Annotated in this window: 16 protein-coding genes; 11 read left to right on the top strand and 5 right to left on the bottom strand. The window is 72.8% G+C overall.

Going from position 1 to position 18672, the window contains the following annotated elements; all coding sequences use genetic code 11:
• The first annotated feature begins 351 nt into the window (after window positions 1-351).
• Entirely contained in the window at window positions 352-2124 is a 1773-nt protein-coding gene (locus ACF1BE_RS10575) for an acetyl/propionyl/methylcrotonyl-CoA carboxylase subunit alpha (protein ID WP_392198613.1), read from the top strand.
• 312 nt (window positions 2125-2436) lie between these two features.
• Here ACF1BE_RS10575 and ACF1BE_RS10570 read toward each other — a convergent pair whose 3' ends face one another.
• Both ACF1BE_RS10570 and ACF1BE_RS10565 read right to left on the bottom strand, forming a co-directional pair.
• Window positions 2437-3369, bottom strand: coding sequence for a DeoR/GlpR family DNA-binding transcription regulator (locus ACF1BE_RS10570; protein ID WP_392198612.1), 933 nt, complete (start codon window positions 3367-3369; stop codon window positions 2437-2439).
• A gap of 167 nt (window positions 3370-3536) precedes the next feature.
• A complete protein-coding gene (locus ACF1BE_RS10565) occupies window positions 3537-4985 on the bottom strand; it encodes an NAD(P)H-quinone dehydrogenase (RefSeq protein ID WP_392198611.1) in 1449 nt (482 codons plus the stop codon).
• Between the two features lie 94 nt (window positions 4986-5079).
• On the opposite strand from ACF1BE_RS10565, the gene ACF1BE_RS10560 reads away from it, so the two are divergent.
• From ACF1BE_RS10560 to ACF1BE_RS10550, 3 genes are all read left to right on the top strand, one after another.
• Complete coding sequence (locus tag ACF1BE_RS10560) at window positions 5080-5517, top strand: gamma-glutamylcyclotransferase (RefSeq protein WP_392198610.1); 438 nt, start codon at window positions 5080-5082, stop codon at window positions 5515-5517.
• Between the two features lie 160 nt (window positions 5518-5677).
• The gene (locus tag ACF1BE_RS10555) at window positions 5678-6502 is read left to right on the top strand and encodes a purine-nucleoside phosphorylase (RefSeq protein WP_392198609.1); all 825 of its coding nucleotides are present in this window, start codon (window positions 5678-5680) and stop codon (window positions 6500-6502) included.
• Window positions 6503-6755: 253 nt separating this feature from the next.
• Entirely contained in the window at window positions 6756-8402 is a 1647-nt protein-coding gene (locus ACF1BE_RS10550) for a phospho-sugar mutase (protein WP_392198608.1), read from the top strand.
• Window positions 8403-8713: 311 nt separating this feature from the next.
• Here the strand turns inward: ACF1BE_RS10550 and ACF1BE_RS10545 are convergent, their stop codons facing one another.
• The gene (locus tag ACF1BE_RS10545; protein ID WP_392198607.1) at window positions 8714-9451 is read right to left on the bottom strand and encodes a PH domain-containing protein; all 738 of its coding nucleotides are present in this window, start codon (window positions 9449-9451) and stop codon (window positions 8714-8716) included.
• Window positions 9452-9609: 158 nt separating this feature from the next.
• On the opposite strand from ACF1BE_RS10545, the gene deoC reads away from it, so the two are divergent.
• Genes deoC through ACF1BE_RS10530 form a run of 3 tightly spaced genes read left to right on the top strand, consistent with a single transcriptional unit; the run spans window position 9610 to window position 12939 of the window.
• A complete protein-coding gene (gene deoC, locus ACF1BE_RS10540) occupies window positions 9610-10599 on the top strand; it encodes a deoxyribose-phosphate aldolase (protein ID WP_392198606.1) in 990 nt (329 codons plus the stop codon).
• 5 nt (window positions 10600-10604) lie between these two features.
• The gene (locus ACF1BE_RS10535) at window positions 10605-12056 is read left to right on the top strand and encodes an aldehyde dehydrogenase family protein (protein ID WP_392198605.1); all 1452 of its coding nucleotides are present in this window, start codon (window positions 10605-10607) and stop codon (window positions 12054-12056) included.
• The gene (locus tag ACF1BE_RS10530; RefSeq protein WP_392198604.1) at window positions 12049-12939 is read left to right on the top strand and encodes an aldehyde dehydrogenase family protein; all 891 of its coding nucleotides are present in this window, start codon (window positions 12049-12051) and stop codon (window positions 12937-12939) included. Before ACF1BE_RS10535 ends, ACF1BE_RS10530 begins: the two co-directional genes overlap by 8 nt.
• A gap of 133 nt (window positions 12940-13072) precedes the next feature.
• Here ACF1BE_RS10530 and ACF1BE_RS10525 read toward each other — a convergent pair whose 3' ends face one another.
• Window positions 13073-13474 (bottom strand): hypothetical protein, encoded by a 402-nt coding sequence (locus tag ACF1BE_RS10525; RefSeq protein WP_392198603.1) that lies wholly within the window; start codon window positions 13472-13474, stop codon window positions 13073-13075.
• Window positions 13475-13634: 160 nt separating this feature from the next.
• Here ACF1BE_RS10525 and ACF1BE_RS10520 point away from each other — a divergent pair, with 160 nt between their 5' ends.
• Complete coding sequence (locus ACF1BE_RS10520) at window positions 13635-14234, top strand: uridine kinase (protein WP_392198866.1); 600 nt, start codon at window positions 13635-13637, stop codon at window positions 14232-14234.
• Between the two features lie 150 nt (window positions 14235-14384).
• Here ACF1BE_RS10520 and ACF1BE_RS10515 read toward each other — a convergent pair whose 3' ends face one another.
• The gene (locus tag ACF1BE_RS10515) at window positions 14385-15179 is read right to left on the bottom strand and encodes a SigE family RNA polymerase sigma factor (protein WP_392198602.1); all 795 of its coding nucleotides are present in this window, start codon (window positions 15177-15179) and stop codon (window positions 14385-14387) included.
• 241 nt (window positions 15180-15420) lie between these two features.
• On the opposite strand from ACF1BE_RS10515, the gene afsQ1 reads away from it, so the two are divergent.
• Genes afsQ1 through ACF1BE_RS10500 form a run of 3 tightly spaced genes read left to right on the top strand, consistent with a single transcriptional unit; the run spans window position 15421 to window position 18292 of the window.
• Complete coding sequence (gene afsQ1, locus ACF1BE_RS10510; protein ID WP_031024517.1) at window positions 15421-16098, top strand: two-component system response regulator AfsQ1; 678 nt, start codon at window positions 15421-15423, stop codon at window positions 16096-16098.
• A complete protein-coding gene (locus ACF1BE_RS10505) occupies window positions 16095-17693 on the top strand; it encodes an ATP-binding protein (RefSeq protein WP_392198601.1) in 1599 nt (532 codons plus the stop codon). The genes afsQ1 and ACF1BE_RS10505 overlap by 4 nt, the downstream gene beginning before the upstream one ends.
• Entirely contained in the window at window positions 17690-18292 is a 603-nt protein-coding gene (locus ACF1BE_RS10500) for a hypothetical protein (protein ID WP_392198600.1), read from the top strand. Before ACF1BE_RS10505 ends, ACF1BE_RS10500 begins: the two co-directional genes overlap by 4 nt.
• Window positions 18293-18672 lie beyond the last annotated feature (380 nt).

The raw sequence follows: 18672 nt of genomic DNA, 5'->3' as shown, positions 1-18672 counted from the left end.
CTCTCACACCAGCAGCCTGTTACCTCAGGTACGTTCGGGACAGCGCGAACGCTACTAACGGGTAAACCCGGGGACAAGGGTTCGGGCGGCAGCAAAGAATCATTGGGCCATTCGTAGGGACTCGACAAAGAATCGGAGTGGGCCGCAGCACGCTCTCACAGAGACCTTGACCACACGGCGGGGCTAGGGTTTCCCGCAGGAGTCCTGCGTACGGCGGTGCGACAAGGGCTTTCGCGGGTAGGGCGAGCCTCGCATCACGCTCCGTGTGGGCAAGCTCACCAGTGGGGACGGGTCGAAGTGCCGTGTCGGCAGTCCCTAAACTCGGCTTGTTTCAAGGAGGGAGCCTCAATCGTGCGCAAGGTGCTCATCGCCAACCGTGGCGAAATCGCTGTCCGCGTGGCCCGGGCCTGCCGGGACGCCGGGATCGCGAGCGTGGCCGTCTACGCCGACCCGGACCGGGACGCTCTGCATGTCCGCGCCGCGGATGAGGCGTTCGCCCTGGGCGGTGACACCCCGGCCACCAGCTATCTGGACATCGACAAGGTCCTGGGGGCCGCCCGGGAGTCCGGTGCGGACGCCGTCCATCCCGGATACGGCTTCCTCTCGGAGAACGCCGAGTTCGCCCAGGCCGTGCTCGACGCCGGTCTGATCTGGATCGGCCCGCCCCCGCAGGCCATCCGCGACCTCGGCGACAAGGTGGCCGCCCGCCACATCGCCCAGCGCGCCGGTGCCCCCCTGGTGGCGGGCACCCCCGACCCCGTGAGCGGTGCCGACGAGGTCGTCGACTTCGCCCGGGAGAACGGCCTGCCCATCGCCATCAAGGCCGCGTTCGGCGGCGGTGGCCGTGGTCTGAAGGTCGCCCGGACGCTGGAGGAGGTGCCGGAGCTGTACGAGTCGGCCGTCCGCGAGGCGGTCGCCGCCTTCGGCCGCGGCGAGTGCTTCGTCGAGCGCTACCTCGACCGGCCCCGCCACGTGGAGACCCAGTGCCTGGCCGACAAGCACGGCAACGTCGTCGTCGTGTCCACGCGTGACTGCTCCCTCCAGCGCCGCCACCAGAAGCTGGTCGAGGAGGCCCCCGCGCCGTTCCTGTCCGAGGCGCAGGTCGCGGAGCTGTACCGGGCGTCGAAGGCGATCCTGCGCGAGGCCCGCTACGAGGGCGCCGGCACCTGTGAGTTCCTCGTCGGCCAGGACGGCACCATCTCCTTCCTGGAGGTCAACACCCGCCTCCAGGTCGAACACCCGGTGACCGAGGAGGTCGCCGGCATCGACCTGGTGCGCGAGATGTTCCGCATCGCCGACGGCGAGGAACTCGGCTACGACGACCCGGTCCTGCGCGGACACTCCTTCGAGTTCCGCATCAACGGCGAGGACCCCGGCCGCAACTTCCTGCCCGCCCCCGGCACGGTCACCTCGTTCGCGCCGCCGTCCGGTCCCGGTGTCCGGCTGGATGCGGGCGTGGAGTCCGGCAGCGTCATCGGCCCGGCCTGGGACTCCCTGCTCGCCAAGCTGATCGTGACCGGCCGCACCCGCGCGGAGGCCCTCCAGCGGGCCGCCCGTGCCCTGGAGGAGTTCCAGGTCGAGGGCATGGCCACCGCGATCCCCTTCCACCGCAAGGTGGTCACCGACCCCGCCTTCGCCCCCGAACTCACCGGCTCGACGGACCCCTTCACGGTCCACACCCGGTGGATCGAGACGGAGTTCGTCAACGACATCAAGCCCTTCACCGCACCCGCCGACGCCGAGGCGGAGGAGGAGCTGGGCCGGGAGACGGTCGTCGTCGAGGTCGGCGGCAAGCGCCTGGAGGTGTCCCTGCCGTCCTCGCTCGGCATGAGTCTGGCCCGTACGGGCCTGGCGGCCGGCGCGAAGCCCAAGCGGCGGGCGGCGAAGAAGTCCGGGCCCGTCGCCTCCGGTGACACCCTCGCCTCGCCCATGCAGGGCACGATCGTCAAGATCGCGGTCGAGGAGGGCCAGCAGGTGCAGGAAGGCGACCTGGTCGTCGTCCTGGAAGCCATGAAGATGGAGCAGCCCCTCAACGCCCACAAGGCGGGCACCGTCAAGGGGCTGAGCGCCGAGGTCGGCGCGTCCGTCACGTCGGGCGCGGCGATCTGTGAGATCAAGGACTGAGCCGTAGGGCCTGCGAGACGCCCGGTGGACCGTGACGACGGTGCACCGGGCATTCCCGTCCGCCCCCCGCGCCACATACGACCGCGCACCCACACGGCTGCTCCGAAGGCGACGACCGCCGACAGGCACGTGCCGACGACAGGCACGTGCCGACGGGCAGGCACGTGCCGGGCGGCACGCAGGGGCCGGCCGGGCGGCGGTCGCGCGACCGCACGACGCGAGCACCCGCCGCACGTCCGTACCCGCCGGCACCGGCCGGCACTGCGGGGCGCCGGAGAGCCGCGGGCGAGGCGCCCGGGAGGGGTCCGGCGGTCAGCGGCGGCGCAGGTCGGCCACGCGGCCCCGGTCGGACCCGGCCGACTGCTCCCCCAGCCCCGCGGAGCGGAGCGGCACGTGTCCCCTTCTGGGCCCCGGCAGGGGAGCGCGCCGAGCCGCGGGCCCTTGTTCACCCCCCGGGTTCCCGTTCGCCCCCGTCACGGCGATCTGCACCCCCTGGTCGGCGAGCGCCTGCAACTCCGTGGCGGCGCGGTCGTCGTGCGGCGGCGGCTCGTCGGTGACCAGGCGGGTGACGAGGTGCGTCGGCACGGTCTGGAACATGGTGTCCGTACCGAGCTTGGTGTGGTCGGCGAGGACCACGACCTCCGCGGCGGCCTGCACGAGTGCCCGGTCGACGGAGGCCGAGAGCATGTTGGACGTGGACAGCCCGCGCTCGGCGGTGAGCCCGCTCCCGGACAGGAAGGCCCTGGACACGCGCAGCCCCTGGAGGGACTGCTCGGCGCCGGAGCCGACGAGCGCGTAGTTGGAGCCGCGCAGGGTGCCGCCGGTCATCACGACCTCCACCCGGTTGGCGTGGGCGAGGGCCTGGGCCACCAGCAGGGAGTTGGTGACGACGGTCAGTCCGGGCACCCGCGCGAGCCGGCGGGCCAGCTCCTGCGTGGTGGTACCCGCGCCGACCACGATGGCCTCGCCCTCTTCGACGAGGCCCGCGGCGAGGTCGGCGATGGCCGTCTTCTCGGCGGTCGCGAGATGGGATTTCTGCGGAAAGCCGGACTCCCGCGTGAACCCGCCCGGCAGTACCGCACCGCCGTGCCGGCGGTCGAGGAGTCCTTCTGCCTCCAGTGCGCGCACGTCCCGCCGTACGGTCACTTCGGAGGTCTGGACGACGCGGGCGAGTTCACGGAGCGACACCGCACCGTTCGCTCGCACCATTTCGAGGATCAATTGGCGACGTTCAGCAGCGAACACGAAACTGACAGTAACCCCAGCGACCGTCTGGTTTCAGCAGTATGCGCCGAATAACAGAAGTTGTTCGCACGGTAGGGGCGGAAGTGATATAGGGCCTATCCGTCCCGACTATGCCGTACGCACACGCCGCGACTCTTCGTGACCGGCGGGACGCCGGATCCGGCCGGTCAGGCCTCGGCACTCGCCTTGCGCGTGTGCAGCTGCCGGGCGACCTCCGCGATCGACCCCGAAAGGGAGGGGTACACCGTGAAGGCCTTCGCGATCTGTTCGACGGTCAGATTGTTGTCCACGGCGATCGAGATGGGGTGGATGAGTTCCGAGGCGCGCGGCGCCACGACCACACCGCCGACGACGATGCCCGTGCCCGGCCGGCAGAAGATCTTCACGAAGCCGTCCCGGATGCCCTGCATCTTCGCGCGCGGGTTGCGCAGGAGAGGCAGCTTCACGACCCGGGCGTCGATCTTGCCCGCGTCGACGTCCGCCTGCGTGTAGCCGACGGTGGCGATCTCGGGGTCGGTGAAGACGTTGGAGGACACCGTCTTGAGGTTCAGCGGGGTGACCGCGTCGCCGAGGAAGTGGTACATGGCGATGCGTCCCTGCATGGCGGCGACGGACGCGAGGGCGAACACACCCGTCACGTCACCGGCCGCGTAGACGCCGGGAGCGGTCGTCCTGGACACCTTGTCGGTCCAGATGTGCCCCGACTCGCGCAGCCTGACGCCGGCCTCCTCCAGGCCCAGCCCCGCGCTGTTCGGGATGGCACCGACGGCCATCAGGCAGTGGGAGCCGGTGATGACCCGGCCGTCGGCCAGCGTCACCTCGACCTGGTCGCCGACGCGCTTGGCGGACTGCGCGCGGGAGCGGGCCATGACGTTCATGCCGCGGCGCCGGAAGACGTCCTCGAGGACGGCGGCGGCGTCCGGGTCCTCGCCGGGCAGCACCCGGTCGCGCGAGGACACCAGGGTCACCCTGGACCCGAGGGCCTGGTAGGCGCCCGCGAACTCGGCACCGGTCACACCGGAGCCGACCACGATCAGCTCTTCCGGCAGCTCGGTGAGGTCGTAGACCTGGGTCCAGTTCAGGATGCGCTCGCCGTCGGGCTGGGCGTCGGGCAGCTCGCGCGGGTGGCCGCCGGTGGCGATGAGGACGGCGTCGGCGTCGAGGGTCTCCTCACTGCCGTCGGCGGTGCTGACGACGACCTTGCGGGACCCGTCGAGGGCCTGCATGCCGTCCAGCCGGCCGCGGCCGCGCATGACGCGGGCGCCGGCGCGGGTGACGGAGGCGGTGATGTCGTGGGACTGGGCGAGGGCGAGGCGTTTGACCCGGCGGTTGACCTTGCCCAGGTCCACGCCGACCACCCGGGCCGCCTGCTCCAGGGGCGGGGTGTCGTCGGCGACGATGATGCCCAGCTCCTCGTAGGAGGAGTCGAAGGTGGTCATCACCTCGGCCGTTGCGATTAGGGTCTTCGACGGCACGCAGTCGGTCAGCACCGACGCTCCGCCCAGACCGTCGCAGTCGACGACGGTCACCTCCGCGCCGAGCTGGGCGGCCACCAGGGCCGCCTCGTATCCGCCGGGTCCGCCACCGATGATCACGATCCGAGTCACGTACCCCATTGTCCCGCACGCTCCGAGGTGCCACTGCGCGGGGGCGCCACGCGCACTCCCGGGGCGCGGGAGGCGCGCGGTGCGGCTGCCGTACCCTCTGTCCATGGCGCTCTATGCCGCGTACGCCGGCAACCTCGACGCGCGGCTGATGTCCCGCCGCGCCCCGCACTCCCCGCTGCGCGCCACCGGCTGGCTGAACGGCTGGCGGCTGACCTTCGGCGGCGAGCAGCTGGGCTGGGAGGGCGCGCTGGCCACGATCGTCGAGGACCCGCTGGCTCAGGTCTTCGTCGGCCTGTACGACCTCGCGCCCATGGACGAGGAGTCGCTCGACCGGTGGGAGGGCGTCGGCCTCGGTATCTACCGGCGGGTACGCGTGCGGGCGCACACCCTGGACGGCGAGGAGCCGTCGTGGGCGTACGTCCTGAACGGCTACGAGGGCGGCCTGCCCTCCGCCCGCTACCTGGGCGAGATCGCCGACGCGGCCGAATCGGCGGGGGCCCCGCACGACTATGTGATGGAACTCCGCAAGCGCCCCTGCTGAGCCGGCCGCCCCGGGGTGGGCAGTCCTGCCGTTCCGCACCGTTTTCCGCCGCCTTGCACCGCTTCCTCCGTTCGTTCGTGGAAAACGACAAGACAACGAACCGATTCCCGTGGGGTCTGTCATCTACGCGCGTAGGCGAAGACCGGTTACCCTCAACGGCGTGAACGCATCTCTCCTTCCGGACGACATCCAGGGCGACCCCTACGCCGCCGCCGACGCCGCCGCCGCGCGCCTGCGCACGCTGACCGGTGCCGAGACCCACGACGTCGCCCTCGTGATGGGCTCCGGCTGGGCTCCGGCCGTCGACGCCCTGGGCGCACCCGACGCCGAGTTCCAGGTCACCGAGCTGCCCGGCTTCCCGCCGCCGGCCGTCGAGGGGCACGGCGGCAAGGTCCGCTCGTACGCCTTCGGTGACAAGCGGGCCCTGGTCTTCCTGGGCCGCACCCACTATTACGAGGGCCGTGGCGTCGCCGCCGTCGCCCACGGGGTGCGCACCGCCGTCGCCGCCGGCTGCAAGACCATCGTGCTCACCAACGGCTGCGGTGGCCTGCGCGAGGGCATGCGCCCCGGCCAGCCCGTGCTGATCAGCGACCACATCAACCTGACGGCGACCTCCCCGATCGTCGGCGCGAACTTCGTCGACCTGACGGACCTGTACTCGCCCCGCCTGCGCGCCCTGTGCAAGGAGATCGACCCCACGCTGGAGGAGGGCGTCTACGCCCAGTTCCCCGGCCCGCACTACGAGACCCCGGCCGAGATCCGCATGGCCCGCGTCATCGGCGCGGACCTGGTCGGCATGTCCACGGTCCTCGAGGCCATCGCCGCCCGCGAGGCCGGCGCCGAGGTCCTGGGCATCTCCCTGGTCACCAACCTCGCCGCGGGTATGACGGGCGAGCCCCTCAACCACGAGGAGGTCCTCCAGGCCGGCCGCGACTCCGCCGCCCGGATGGGCCAGCTGCTGGGCCAGGTGCTGGGCCGCATCTGAGCCCGCCACGGGCCTGCGCGAGCCCCCGCGCGTGGCGTCGTGCGCCGCGCGCGGGGTGCCACGCCGCATGCGGGCGGGATGCCGTGGCCGGTGCCGCCCGGGGGCTGACGGTGCCGGCTGTGACGTGACGGCGGGCGACGGTGCCCGGTCGCTGCCGGCCGGCCCAGCCGGCCGGGTGGACGGGCGAAGACGGGGGTCCGGGGGCGGTGCCCCCGGCCGGACCAGGCAAATCACAGGAGAGGTTGATTCCAAGGTGCACGACGATCTCATCGCCCGGGCCAAGGCATGGCTGGCCGAGGACCCCGACGCGGAGACCCGTGAGGAACTCGCCCGGCTGATCGACGCCGGCGACACGGACGAACTGGCGGCCCGCTTCAGCGGCACCCTCCAGTTCGGCACCGCCGGCCTGCGCGGTGAACTGGGCGCCGGCCCGATGCGCATGAACCGCGGCGTCGTCATCCGCGCCGCCGCGGGCCTCGCCGCGTACCTGAAGAAGAACGGGACCCCGCACGGGGACGACGGCGCCGGGCTCGTCGTCATCGGCTACGACGCCCGCCACAAGTCCGCCGACTTCGCCCGCGACACCGCCGCCGTGATGACCGGCGCCGGCCTGCGCGCGGCCGTGCTCCCGCGTCCCCTCCCCACTCCCGTGCTGGCGTTCGCCGTACGGCACCTCGGCGCGGTCGCGGGCGTGGAGGTCACCGCCAGCCACAACCCGCCCCGGGACAACGGCTACAAGGTCTACCTCGGCGACGGCTCCCAGATCGTCCCGCCCGCCGACGCGGAGATCGCCGCCGAGATCGACGCGATCGCCTCCCTGCACGACGTACCGCGCCCGGAGTCCGGCTGGCAGACTCTGGACGACGCGGTCCTGGACGCCTATCTGGCCCGTACGGACGCCGTCCTGGGCACCGGCTCCCCGCGCACCGCCCGCACGGTCTACACGGCGATGCACGGCGTCGGCAGGGACGTCCTGCTGGCCGCCTTCGCGCGCGCCGGGTTCCCCGAGCCGGTGCTGGTCGCCGAGCAGGCCGACCCGGACCCGGACTTCCCGACGGTCGCGTTCCCGAACCCGGAGGAGCCGGGCGCGATGGACCTGGCGTTCGCCCGGGCCCGCGCCACCGACCCGGACCTGGTCATCGCCAACGACCCGGACGCGGACCGCTGCGCGGTGGCCGTGAAGGACGGCGGCGACTGGCGCATGCTGCGCGGTGACGAGGTCGGCGCCCTGCTCGCCGCCCACCTGGTCCGGCGCGGCGCGCGGGGCACCTTCGCCGAGTCGATCGTCTCCTCCTCCCTCCTCGGCCGGATCGCCGGGAAGGCGGGGCTGCCGTACGAGGAGACGCTGACCGGCTTCAAGTGGATCGCCCGCGTCGACGGCCTGCGCTACGGCTACGAGGAGGCCCTCGGCTACTGCGTGGACCCCGAGGGCGTGCGCGACAAGGACGGCATCACCGCCGCGCTGCTGATCACCGAGCTGGCGTCCGCGCTGAAGGAGGAGGGCCGCACGCTGCTCGACCTCCTGGACGACCTGGCCGTCGAACACGGCCTGCACGCCACCGACCAGCTGTCGGTCCGCGTCCAGGACCTGTCCCTCATCGCCGACGCGATGCGCCGCCTGCGCGAGCGGCCGCCGGCGGAACTGGCCGGTCTGCCGGTCACCCGGGCCGAGGACCTCAGCCGGGGCACGGACCGGCTGCCGCCCACCGACGGCCTGCGCTACACCCTCACCGGCGCCCGTGTCATCGTCCGTCCCAGCGGCACGGAACCGAAGCTGAAGTGCTACCTGGAGGTCGTCGTACCGGTCGCGGACCACGCCGGCCTGCCGGCCGCCCGGGCCCGCGCCGCCGAGCTGCTGGACGCCGTCCGGCGGGATTTGTCGGCGGCTGCCGGCATCTGACGCCCGGACCGCCCGCCGGTGTGCCCCGAGGGGGCGCCCGGCGGGCGTCCCGCGGTTCCGTTCCCACGGTTTGCGTCAACGGCTGCGGAGGGACGCACGGCGCCGCGACGTGCGGGGCGGGCCAGGAGCAGCACGGCCGCCGTCCGGGCGAACGCCGGCACCGGCTCGGGCGCCCACAGGGGCCGGCCTCGCCGGCCGGTCCACATCGGCGGTTGCCCGAGGGAAGGCGGCTCAGGCCTGTCCGGCCCGACCGAGCCCCCGGATCACCCGTCCGGCCGCCCGGCCCCACCGACCTACCGTCCCGTGGGACCTCAGCCCACCACCAGCAGGATCGCCAGCAGCACAGCCCCCGCCACCGCAGGCGCGGCCACCTCGTACGCCCAGCGGACCGTCGGCTCGCCCTGGGCCTCGTCGGCCTCGCAACGCCGGTCCCGGAGTTCGTTCAGCTGGTCCATGACCTGGTCGCTCTGCGCCCGGGCCGGCCCGGTGTCGCCGCCGCGCAGGCCGAACCCGCCGAACCCGAAGCCGCTCGGTGCGAGCCCGCCACCCCCGGAGCCGAAGCCGCCCGGTGCGCGTCCCCCGCCCCGGCCGCCGGGCGTGACGCCGCGCGCCGCGTCGGCCGCCGCCCGCTGCTGCCGGCGGGCCGCCTTCTTGCGGGCCCGCAGGGAGACGGGGACGGCCCACAGCTGGTACTTGGCGCCGGACCTGGCGACGACCTCGTTGGTGAAGCCGGAGCGCAGGCCGGCGATCTCACCCCAGGGCAGGGTGATCACGCGGAAGGGGTTGCGGATGCGCAGCCGGTCCTCGTTGGCGAAGACCGCCGGGCGGAGCGTGAAGGCGATCAGCAGCGGCAGGACCAGGATCATCGCGGCCAGCGCCAGCCAGGGGGTCCGGCCGTGGCCCTTGAACAGCGCGTCGAAGCCCAGCCAGAGCACGACCACGAGCAGCAGCGCACCGCCCACGAGGCCCAGGGGGGAGCGGTAGACCCAGTCCTTGACGGCGGGTGCCGTCGGCTGTGACGCGGGGGACGGGTGGTCGGGGGTGGTCATGGCCCCGATTCTGCCCGACACCGCCGGGGGCGCGGCCACGCGCCCGGCAACCGGCGCTCATCCGTGATCTGCGCAACGGTGACGAGCGGCGGTGGGGAGCCCGGACGGGAGCGGGGGTGTACAGCCGCTACGCGCGTAGATATGCTCGTCTGGTGACCATGCCCAGTACTGCACCCAACGCACAGTCGCCCACTGCCGAACGCGTGGGTGGTAGCTCCATCGCTGACGTCACCGCGTCCGACAGCACGCTGCGCCGCTTCCTGCACGGGCTGCCCGGCGTGGACGCGGTCGGCCTGGAGGCACGCGCCGCGTCTCTCGGCACCCGTTCGATCAAGGCCACCGCGAAGGCGTACGCCATCGACCTCGCCATCTCGATGGTCGACCTGACGACGCTGGAAGGCGCGGACACCCCGGGCAAGGTCCGGGCGCTCGGCGCCAAGGCGGTCCATCCCGACCCCACGGACCGGACGGCCCCCACCACGGCCGCGGTCTGCGTCTATCCCGACATGGTGGCCGTCGCCAAGGAGGCCGTCGCCGGTTCCGGTGTGAAGGTCGCCTCGGTGGCCACCGCCTTCCCGGCCGGCCGCGCCGCCCTCGACGTGAAGCTGGCCGACGTGCGGGACGCCGTCGCCGCCGGCGCCGACGAGATCGACATGGTCATCGACCGGGGCGCGTTCCTCGCGGGCCGGTATCTGAAGGTGTACGACGAGATCGTCGCCGTGAAGCAGGCCTGCGGGACGGACGCCCGGCTGAAGGTGATCTTCGAGACCGGTGAGCTGTCCACGTACGACAACATCCGCCGCGCCTCCTGGCTCGGCATGCTCGCGGGTGCGGACTTCATCAAGACCTCCACGGGCAAGGTCGCGGTCAACGCCACGCCCGCCAACACGCTGCTGATGCTGGAGGCCGTACGGGACTTCCGCGCCCAGACCGGCGTCCAGGTCGGTGTGAAGCCGGCCGGCGGCATCCGCACCTCCAAGGACGCCGTCAAGTTCCTCGTCCTCGTCAAGGAGACGGCCGGCGAGGACTGGCTGGACAACCACTGGTTCCGCTTCGGCGCCTCCTCCCTCCTGAACGACCTGCTGATGCAGCGGCAGAAGCTGGCCACCGGCCGTTACTCCGGCCCCGACTACGTAACGGTGGACTGATCACCATGACCATCGAGAAGCGGTCCTCCGCATTCGAGTACGCACCGGCGCCCGAGTCCCGCTCCGTCGTCGACATCGCCCCCTCCTACGGCCTGTTCATCGACGGCGAGTTCGTGGAGGCGGCCGACGGCAGGGTGTTCAAGAGCATCTCGCCGGCCACCGAGGAGGTGCTGTCCGAGGTCGCCCAGGCCGGTGCCGAGGACGTCGACCGTGCCGTCCGGGCCGCCCGCACGGCGTTCGAGAAGTGGTCGGCACTGCCCGGCTCCGAGCGAGCCAAGTACCTGTTCCGCATCGCCCGCATCATCCAGGAGCGCAGCCGCGAGCTGGCCGTCCTGGAGACGCTGGACAACGGCAAGCCGATCAGGGAGACCCGCGACGCGGACCTCCCGCTGGTCGCCGCGCACTTCTTCTACTACGCGGGCTGGGCGGACAAGCTGGAGCACGCCGGGTTCGGCGCCGCCCCCAAGCCGCTGGGCGTGGCCGGCCAGGTCATCCCGTGGAACTTCCCGCTGCTGATGCTGGCGTGGAAGATCGCCCCGGCGCTCGCGACCGGCAACACGGTCGTCCTGAAGCCGGCGGAGACCACCCCGCTCTCCGCGCTCTTCTTCGCGGACATCTGCCGCCAGGCGGGCCTGCCCAAGGGCGTCGTGAACATCCTTCCTGGCTACGGCGACGCGGGCGCCGCGCTCGTCGCGCACCCGGACGTGAACAAGGTCGCCTTCACCGGCTCGACCGCGGTCGGCAAGGAGATCGCGCGGACCGTCGCCGGCACGCGGAAGAAGCTCACGCTCGAACTCGGCGGCAAGGGCGCCAACATCGTCTTCGACGACGCCCCGCTCGACCAGGCGGTCGAGGGCATCGTGAACGGCATCTTCTTCAACCAGGGCCAGGTCTGCTGCGCGGGCTCCCGCCTGCTCGTCCAGGAGTCGGTCCAGGACGAGCTGCTGGACTCCCTCAAGCGCCGCCTGTCCACGCTCCGCCTCGGCGACCCCCTGGACAAGAACACCGACATCGGCGCGATCAACTCCGCGGAGCAGCTGGCCCGGATCACCACCCTGACCGAGCAGGGCGAGGCGGAGGGTGCCGAGCGCTGGTCCCCGGCCTGCGAACTGCCGTCGGCGGGTTACTGGTTCGCACCGACGCTCTTCACGAACGTCACCCAGGCGCACACCATCGCGCGCGACGAGATCTTCGGCCCGGTGCTGTCGGTCCTCACCTTCCGCACGCCCGACGAGGCGGTCGCCAAGGCGAACAACACGCAGTACGGCCTGTCGGCGGGCATCTGGTCCGAGAAGGGCTCCCGGATCCTGGCCGTCGCCGGCAAGCTGCGCGCCGGTGTCGTCTGGTCCAACACGTTCAACAAGTTCGACCCTGCCTCGCCGTTCGGCGGCTACAAGGAGTCGGGCTTCGGCCGCGAGGGCGGCCGTCACGGCCTGGAGGCGTACCTCGATGTCTGATCACAACCGTCTGAGCGTCTTCAAGACCTACAAGCTGTACGTCGGCGGGAAGTTCCCGCGTTCCGAGAGCGGCCGGGTGTACGAGGTGACGGACTCGAAGGGCAAGTGGCTGGCCAACGCTCCGCAGTCCTCCCGCAAGGACGCCCGTGACGCGGTCGTGGCCGCGCGCAAGGCGTTCGGCGGCTGGTCCGGCGCGACGGCCTACAACCGCGGCCAGGTCCTGTACCGCGTGGCGGAGATGCTGGAGGGCCGCAGGGGGCAGTTCGTCCGCGAGGTCGCCGACGCCGAGGGCCTGTCGAAGTCCGGGGCCGCCGAGCAGGTGGAGGCCACGATCGACCGCTGGGTCTGGTACGCGGGCTGGACCGACAAGATCGCCCAGGTGCTCGGTGGCGCCAACCCGGTCGCGGGCCCGTACTTCAACCTCTCCTCCCCCGAGCCGACGGGCGTGGTCGCCGTCGTGGCCCCGCAGGAGTCGTCGTTCCTCGGTCTGGTGTCGGTGCTGGCGCCGGTGATCGCCACCGGCAACACGGCGGTCGTGGTGGCCTCCGAGAAGGCCCCGCTGCCCGCGCTGTCCCTGGCCGAGGTGCTGGCCACGTCCGACGTCCCGGGCGGCGTGGTCAACATCCTGTCCGGCCGTACGGCGGAGATCGCCGCGCCGCTGGCCGCGCACCAGGACGTCAACGCGATCGACCTGGCGGGCGCCGGCGGGGAACTCGCGAAGGAGCTGGAGATCGCGGCGGCGGACAACCTCAAGCGGGTTCTCCGTCCACAGCCTGTGGACTACTCCCGGACGCCGGGGACCGACCGGCTGGCGGCGTTCCTGGAGACCAAGACCGTCTGGCACCCGACGGGATCGCTGGGCGCGTCCGGTTCGTCGTACTGACGTACGCGGAGTGACGGGGGGCGACCCACGGTGACGGGACGCTGCGGGGAACCGCGGGCGTCCTGTCCGGCCGGCCGCGGACCGGACCCGGCGGGCCGGACGCCCCCCCCCCACGCCGCTCACGAAGGTGCCGTCAGCGGCCCGGCACGCCCAGCACCCCGCCCAGCACCGGCAGGCCGCCGATCGACGGGGCCTGGGCCACAGGGCCCGTCAGAGACCTGGACGTGACGGGCCGGAAGTCCGCGAGCTGGGTCTCCACGCCGTTGTCCAGCGGATCCACGCCGGTGCCCGCGAGCGGGTTGGGCCTGAGGCCGGCCACCGGGCCGGTGACGTGGCCGAGGACGCCGGTCGCGGCGCTCGTGGCCGCCTGCGGGTCGACGTTGCCGAGATCCACGGGGCGGTCGGTGAGGCCCCCGGCCGGGATCGAGCCGGCGGACGCCGTGGCCGCCCCCGCGCCCAGGACCGTTCCGGCGGCCGCCACGGCGATCAGGGCGCGCCGCGCGGCGGAATGCTGGTGGGAGGTGCGTCGGGCCATCACTGGTGCCACCTTCTGGAGCGCAGGGTAGGACTGTCGGCACGCAGCGTAGTTGAGGTGGGTGTCACGCTCAAAAGCCGACCCGCGGGGTCGGCAGGGCGCTCCCCATGCGTCAAACTGGTGTTCCGTGAGCATTCATCCTCCGGCCCCCGCCCGTGTCGTGCTGCTCTGCGGCCCCTCGGGCTCGGGCAAGTCACTCGTCGCCGCCCGCTCCGGGCTTCCCGTCCTGCGCCTGGACGACTTCTACAAGGAGGGTGACGACCCGACTCTGCCGCTGGTGGCGGGGAGTTCCGACATCGACTGGGACCACCCGGGGTCCTGGGACGCGGACGTCGCCGTCGAGGCCATCGTCCGGCTGTGCGCCACGGGGTCGACACAGGTACCGGTGTACGACCTCGCGCTGAGCGCCCGTACCGGCGAGGAGACCCTGCGCATCGGCGGCACCCCGGTGTTCATCGCGGAGGGCGTGTTCGCCGCGGAGATCGTCGAACGCTGCCGGGAACGGGGCGTGCTCGCGGACGCCCTGTGCCTGGACCGGGGCCCGATCACCACCTTCCGCCGCCGCTTCCTGCGCGACCTCAGGGAGGGCCGCAAGTCGGTGCCGTTCCTGCTGCGCCGCGGCTGGCGGCTGATGCGCGCGGAACGCTCGATCGTCTCCCGTCAGGTGTCCCTGGGCGCGCACCCCTGTGACCGGGAGGAGGCACTCGGCCGGCTGACGGCGGCGGCGGGCCGGCCGGCGCGGCAGCAGACGGCGGCGTGACGCCCGCCCACCCCTGACGCACGGAAGGAGCGGGACCGGTCGGACCCCCCTGGCCCACCGGTCCCGCTCCTGTTTCTCCCCCGTGTCACCCCGTGGGCCCACCCCCCAGTGGTCCCCGGTTCTCCCCCGTCGCCCCCGTCGCCCCTGTGCTCAGGCGACCAGTTCGCCGAAGGCGCTCTCCTCGTCACGGCCGAAGCTGAGGACCTCGTCCTCGCGCAGCCGGCGCAACGACCGCCAGATGCTGGACTTCACCGTGCCGACACTGATGCCGAGTATCTCCGCGATCTCCGGGTCGGTGCGGCCCTCGTAGTAGCGCAGGACCAGCATGGTGCGCTGGAGTTCGGGCAGCCGGGCCAGCGCCTGCCAGAGGACCGCGCGCAGCTCGGTGCCGCGCATCGCGTCCGTCTCGCCGGGCGTCTCCGGCAGTTCCTCGGTCGGGTACTCGTTGAGCTTGCGGCGCCGCCAGGCGCTGATGTGCAGGTTGGTCATGGTGCGGCGGAGGTACCCGCCGACCGCCGCCTTGTCACTGATCCGCTCCCACGCCCGGTACGTCGAGAACAGCGCGCTCTGGAGCAGGTCCTCGGCCTCGAAGCGGTCCCCGGTCAGGTGGTAGGCGGTGGCGTACAGGGAGGCGCGGCGCTCCTGGACGTAGGCGGTGAACGCCGCTTCGGCGTCTGCCGTCTCCGTCGGCGAGCGACGCTCCCCCGGGTCCTCCCCGTACGCTGCTCCCCCGTGCTTCTCCCCCGTGTGCGCGTCAACCACCGTCATGAACGCGGTGTGCTGACGCCCGGTGCCGCCGCGGGCGCATCCCCGCCCTCCCCCGAGCTCCTGGTTCCGCTCGAGCAGGGAGGTGCCTGTGCCGGCACCGGCCTTCTCCGGTCCCCGGTGCACGTCGTGCAGACGCGTGACCACTGCGCTGGTGCTCATGCTGTGCAGCGTGTTCATCTCGCGCTCCCCGTGGTGGACTTCCGGTGACTCGGTACTACCGGGCTGGTTCGCGGCCGGCGGCCTTGCCCGTGACCAAAAGACTGCCGGGGGACCTTCATGGACGTGTCCGCCGACTGTCACAGACCTGTCACAGGGGCCCCGTCCATGACGGTGACGGCGTGCGCACAGGTGGTGGCGGCAGCGAGGAAGGGATGCCGACGGGTCGTACGACACCCCGTCCATGGGCCAGAATGAGCCCGTGCCTTCCCTGTTGCTGATCGAGGACGACGACGCCATCCGTACGGCCCTGGAGCTGTCCCTGACCCGCCAGGGACACCGGGTGGCCACCGCTGCCAGCGGCGAGGACGGTCTGAAGCTGCTGCGTGAGCAGCGCCCGGACCTGATCGTGCTGGACGTGATGCTGCCCGGCATCGACGGGTTCGAGGTGTGCCGGCGCATCCGGCGCACCGACCAGCTGCCCATCATCCTGCTGACGGCGCGCAGCGACGACATCGACGTGGTGGTCGGGCTGGAGTCCGGCGCCGACGACTATGTCGTCAAGCCGGTGCAGGGGCGGGTGCTGGATGCCCGGATCCGGGCCGTGCTGCGCCGCGGGGAACGCGAGTCCAGCGACTCGGCGACGTTCGGCAGCCTCGTCATCGACCGGTCGGCCATGACCGTCACGAAGAACGGCGAGGACCTCCAGCTGACCCCGACCGAACTGCGGCTGCTGCTGGAACTGAGCCGGCGGCCAGGTCAGGCGCTGTCCCGGCAGCAACTGCTTCGGCTGGTGTGGGAGCACGACTACCTGGGCGACTCACGCCTGGTGGACGCGTGCGTGCAGCGGCTGCGGGCCAAGGTCGAGGACGTGCCGTCGTCCCCGACGCTGATCCGCACCGTCCGCGGTGTCGGCTACCGCCTGGACGCGCCTCAGTGACCGACACGCACGGGCGGCTGCGCGGCTGGGCCGCGGGGCGCAGGGGGAATCTCTCGCGGCTGCGGTTCACCAGCCTCAGGCTACGGCTGGTGCTGGTGTTCGGCCTGGTCGCGCTCACCGCCGCGGTGTCGGCGTCGGGCATCGCCTACTGGCTCAACCGGGAGGCCGTCCTCACCCGCGCCCAGGACGCGGTGCTGCGCGACTTCCGGCAGGAGATGCAGAACCGCGCCGGCGCGCTGCCCGAACACCCGACGCAGGACCAGCTCCAGCGGGCGGCCGGGCAGATGGGGGCCAGCAGCCAGCGCTTCAGCGTGCTCCTGGTCGCCGCGGACGCCGGCGGCAAGAAGGTGTACGGCACCTCGGGCGGCATCAACGGCTTCGCGCTGGAGGACGTACCCTCCTCGCTGCGCGCGGCCGTGACCAGGCGCCAGCCGGTGACCGACACCAACAAGGAGCCGTACCACCTGTACTGGCAGCGGGTGGTGGACCACGGCACGCCCTATCTGGTGGCCGGTACGCGCGTCATCGGCGGCGGCACCACCGGCTACATGGCGAAGTCCCTGGAACCCGAGGCCAAGGACCTCAACTCGCTGGCCTGGTCGCTGGGCATCGCCACCGGGCTCGCACTGATCGGCGCCGCGCTGCTCGCGCAGGCCGCCGCGACGACCGTGCTGAAGCCGGTGCACCGGCTCGGCGTGGCCGCGGGGCGGCTCGGTGAGGGCAGGCTGGACACGCGGCTGCAGGTGTCCGGCACCGACGAACTCGCCGACCTGGCCCGGACGTTCAACAAGGCCGCCGAGGCGCTGGAGAAACGGGTCGCGGAGATGGCCGCGCGGGACGACGCGTCCCGGCGATTCGTCGCCGACATGAGCCATGAACTGCGGACCCCGCTCACCGCCATCACCGCCGTCACGGAGGTGCTGGAGGAGGAGCTGGAATCGGAGGCCGGGGGCATCGACCCGATGGTCGAACCCGCCGTCCGGCTGGTGGTCAGCGAGACCCGGCGGCTGAACGACCTGGTGGAGAACCTGATGGAGGTCACCCGCTTCGACGCGGGGACCGCCCGGCTGGTCCTGGACGACGTCGACCTCGCCGACCAGATCACCGCCTGCATCGACGCCCGTGCCTGGCTCGACGCGGTCGAACTGGACGCCGAGCGCGGCCTGCACGCCCGCATCGACCCGCGCCGCCTGGACGTCATCCTCGCCAACCTGATCGGCAACGCCCTCAAGCACGGCGGCTCGCCGGTGCGGGTGTCGGTGCGGAAGGCGGACGACGCGGTCGAGATCCAGGTCCGCGACCACGGGCCCGGCATCCCGGAGGACGTCCTGCCGCACGTCTTCGACCGCTTCTACAAGGCGAGCGCCTCCCGGCCGCGCTCCGAGGGCAGCGGACTGGGCCTGTCCATCGCCCTGGAGAACGCCCACATCCACGGCGGCGGGATCACCGCGGCCAATTCCCCCGACGGCGGTGCCGTGTTCACGCTGCGGCTGCCGCAGGACCCCGCCCGGCTGACCGAGGAGGACGGCGAGGACGGCGAGGGCAGCGAGGCCACCGGGACCGGCACGGACCACACGGGAAGGGAGGGGTCATGACCGTACGACGCCTGCTGGTGCTGCCCCTCCTGGGCGCGCTGCTCACCGGCTGCGGCATCCGGGCCACGGAGGTGCCGACCGACTTCGGGGCGGCACCGTCCGGGGTGCAGTGCTCGCTGGCCGGGCCCGATCTGTCCACGCAGTCCTCGCACGGGGTGCCGGTGCAGGTCTTCCTGCTGTGCGGGGCGTCCCTGGTGGCCGTCGACCGGACCGTGCGGGTGCCCGACGGCACCCCGGACGCCCGGCGCCGGGTGATGGTCGCACAGGGGCTGCTGGACCAGCTGGCCGCGTCCCCGTCGGCCGCGGAGCGCTCCGCCGGCTACACGACGCGGGTACCGGGCGGTCTCGGCGTGCGCGGGCCCGGCCCGCAGGACCCCGACGACGCGCTCCGCCTGAGCACGGCACCGTCGCGTCTCACCTCCTACGCCGTGGCACAGCTGGTGTGCACGCTGTCCGACTCGGCGGCGACGGAGGGCGACGGCTCGGTCATCCTGGGCGGCCCGGACGGGGGACCGCTCCGCCGCTACGAGTGCACGGACGGCGTCCGCGAACACCCGGGCACGGCCCAGCCCCCGTCCACCCCGATCACCGACCGCTGACGAACAGCCGACGCCGACCAGCCACCGGGGGGTCGCGGCGGACCGGGCACGGACATCGGTCCCTGCCGGGCCGTCCCAGGACCCGATCCCGTCGGTGCCGGGCTCGCGGCGCGGCGCGGCCCGTGACCGGCCGGGCGCACGCATCCGTCCGTGACCGGCCGCCCGAGGGCCCAGTGCCGGTCCGTGCTGCCCCCGGCGCCCATCGGTGGCCGTGCCGGCCGGGCACGGACATCGGTCCCTGCCGGGCCGTCCCAGGACCCCATGCCGTCGGTGCCGGGCTCGGTGCGCGGCGCGGCCCGTGACCGGCCGGGCGCACGCATCCGTCCGTGACCGGCCGCCCGAGGGCCCAGTGCCGGTCCGTGCTGCCCCCGGCGCCCATC

The sequence above is a fragment of the Streptomyces sp. NPDC014991 genome (assembly GCF_043080665.1).
In the GTDB taxonomy this organism is placed as follows: Bacteria; Actinomycetota; Actinomycetes; order Streptomycetales; family Streptomycetaceae; genus Streptomyces.
The sequence above is the reverse complement of the archived record's forward strand: the minus strand, read 5'-3'. Positions and strand labels throughout refer to the sequence as shown.

Coding starts and splice junctions, on each gene's coding strand:
- ACF1BE_RS10565 (WP_392198611.1), bottom strand. CDS start 4,985: ATGGGGTACGTGACTCGGATCGTGATCATCGGTGGCGGACCCGGCGGA.
- ACF1BE_RS10560 (WP_392198610.1), top strand. CDS start 5,080: ATGGCGCTCTATGCCGCGTACGCCGGCAACCTCGACGCGCGGCTGATG.
- ACF1BE_RS10545 (WP_392198607.1), bottom strand. CDS start 9,451: ATGACCACCCCCGACCACCCGTCCCCCGCGTCACAGCCGACGGCACCC.
- deoC (WP_392198606.1), top strand. CDS start 9,610: ATGCCCAGTACTGCACCCAACGCACAGTCGCCCACTGCCGAACGCGTG.
- ACF1BE_RS10535 (WP_392198605.1), top strand. CDS start 10,605: ATGACCATCGAGAAGCGGTCCTCCGCATTCGAGTACGCACCGGCGCCC.
- ACF1BE_RS10530 (WP_392198604.1), top strand. CDS start 12,049: ATGTCTGATCACAACCGTCTGAGCGTCTTCAAGACCTACAAGCTGTAC.
- ACF1BE_RS10525 (WP_392198603.1), bottom strand. CDS start 13,474: ATGGCCCGACGCACCTCCCACCAGCATTCCGCCGCGCGGCGCGCCCTG.
- ACF1BE_RS10515 (WP_392198602.1), bottom strand. CDS start 15,179: ATGAACACGCTGCACAGCATGAGCACCAGCGCAGTGGTCACGCGTCTG.
- ACF1BE_RS10500 (WP_392198600.1), top strand. CDS start 17,690: ATGACCGTACGACGCCTGCTGGTGCTGCCCCTCCTGGGCGCGCTGCTC.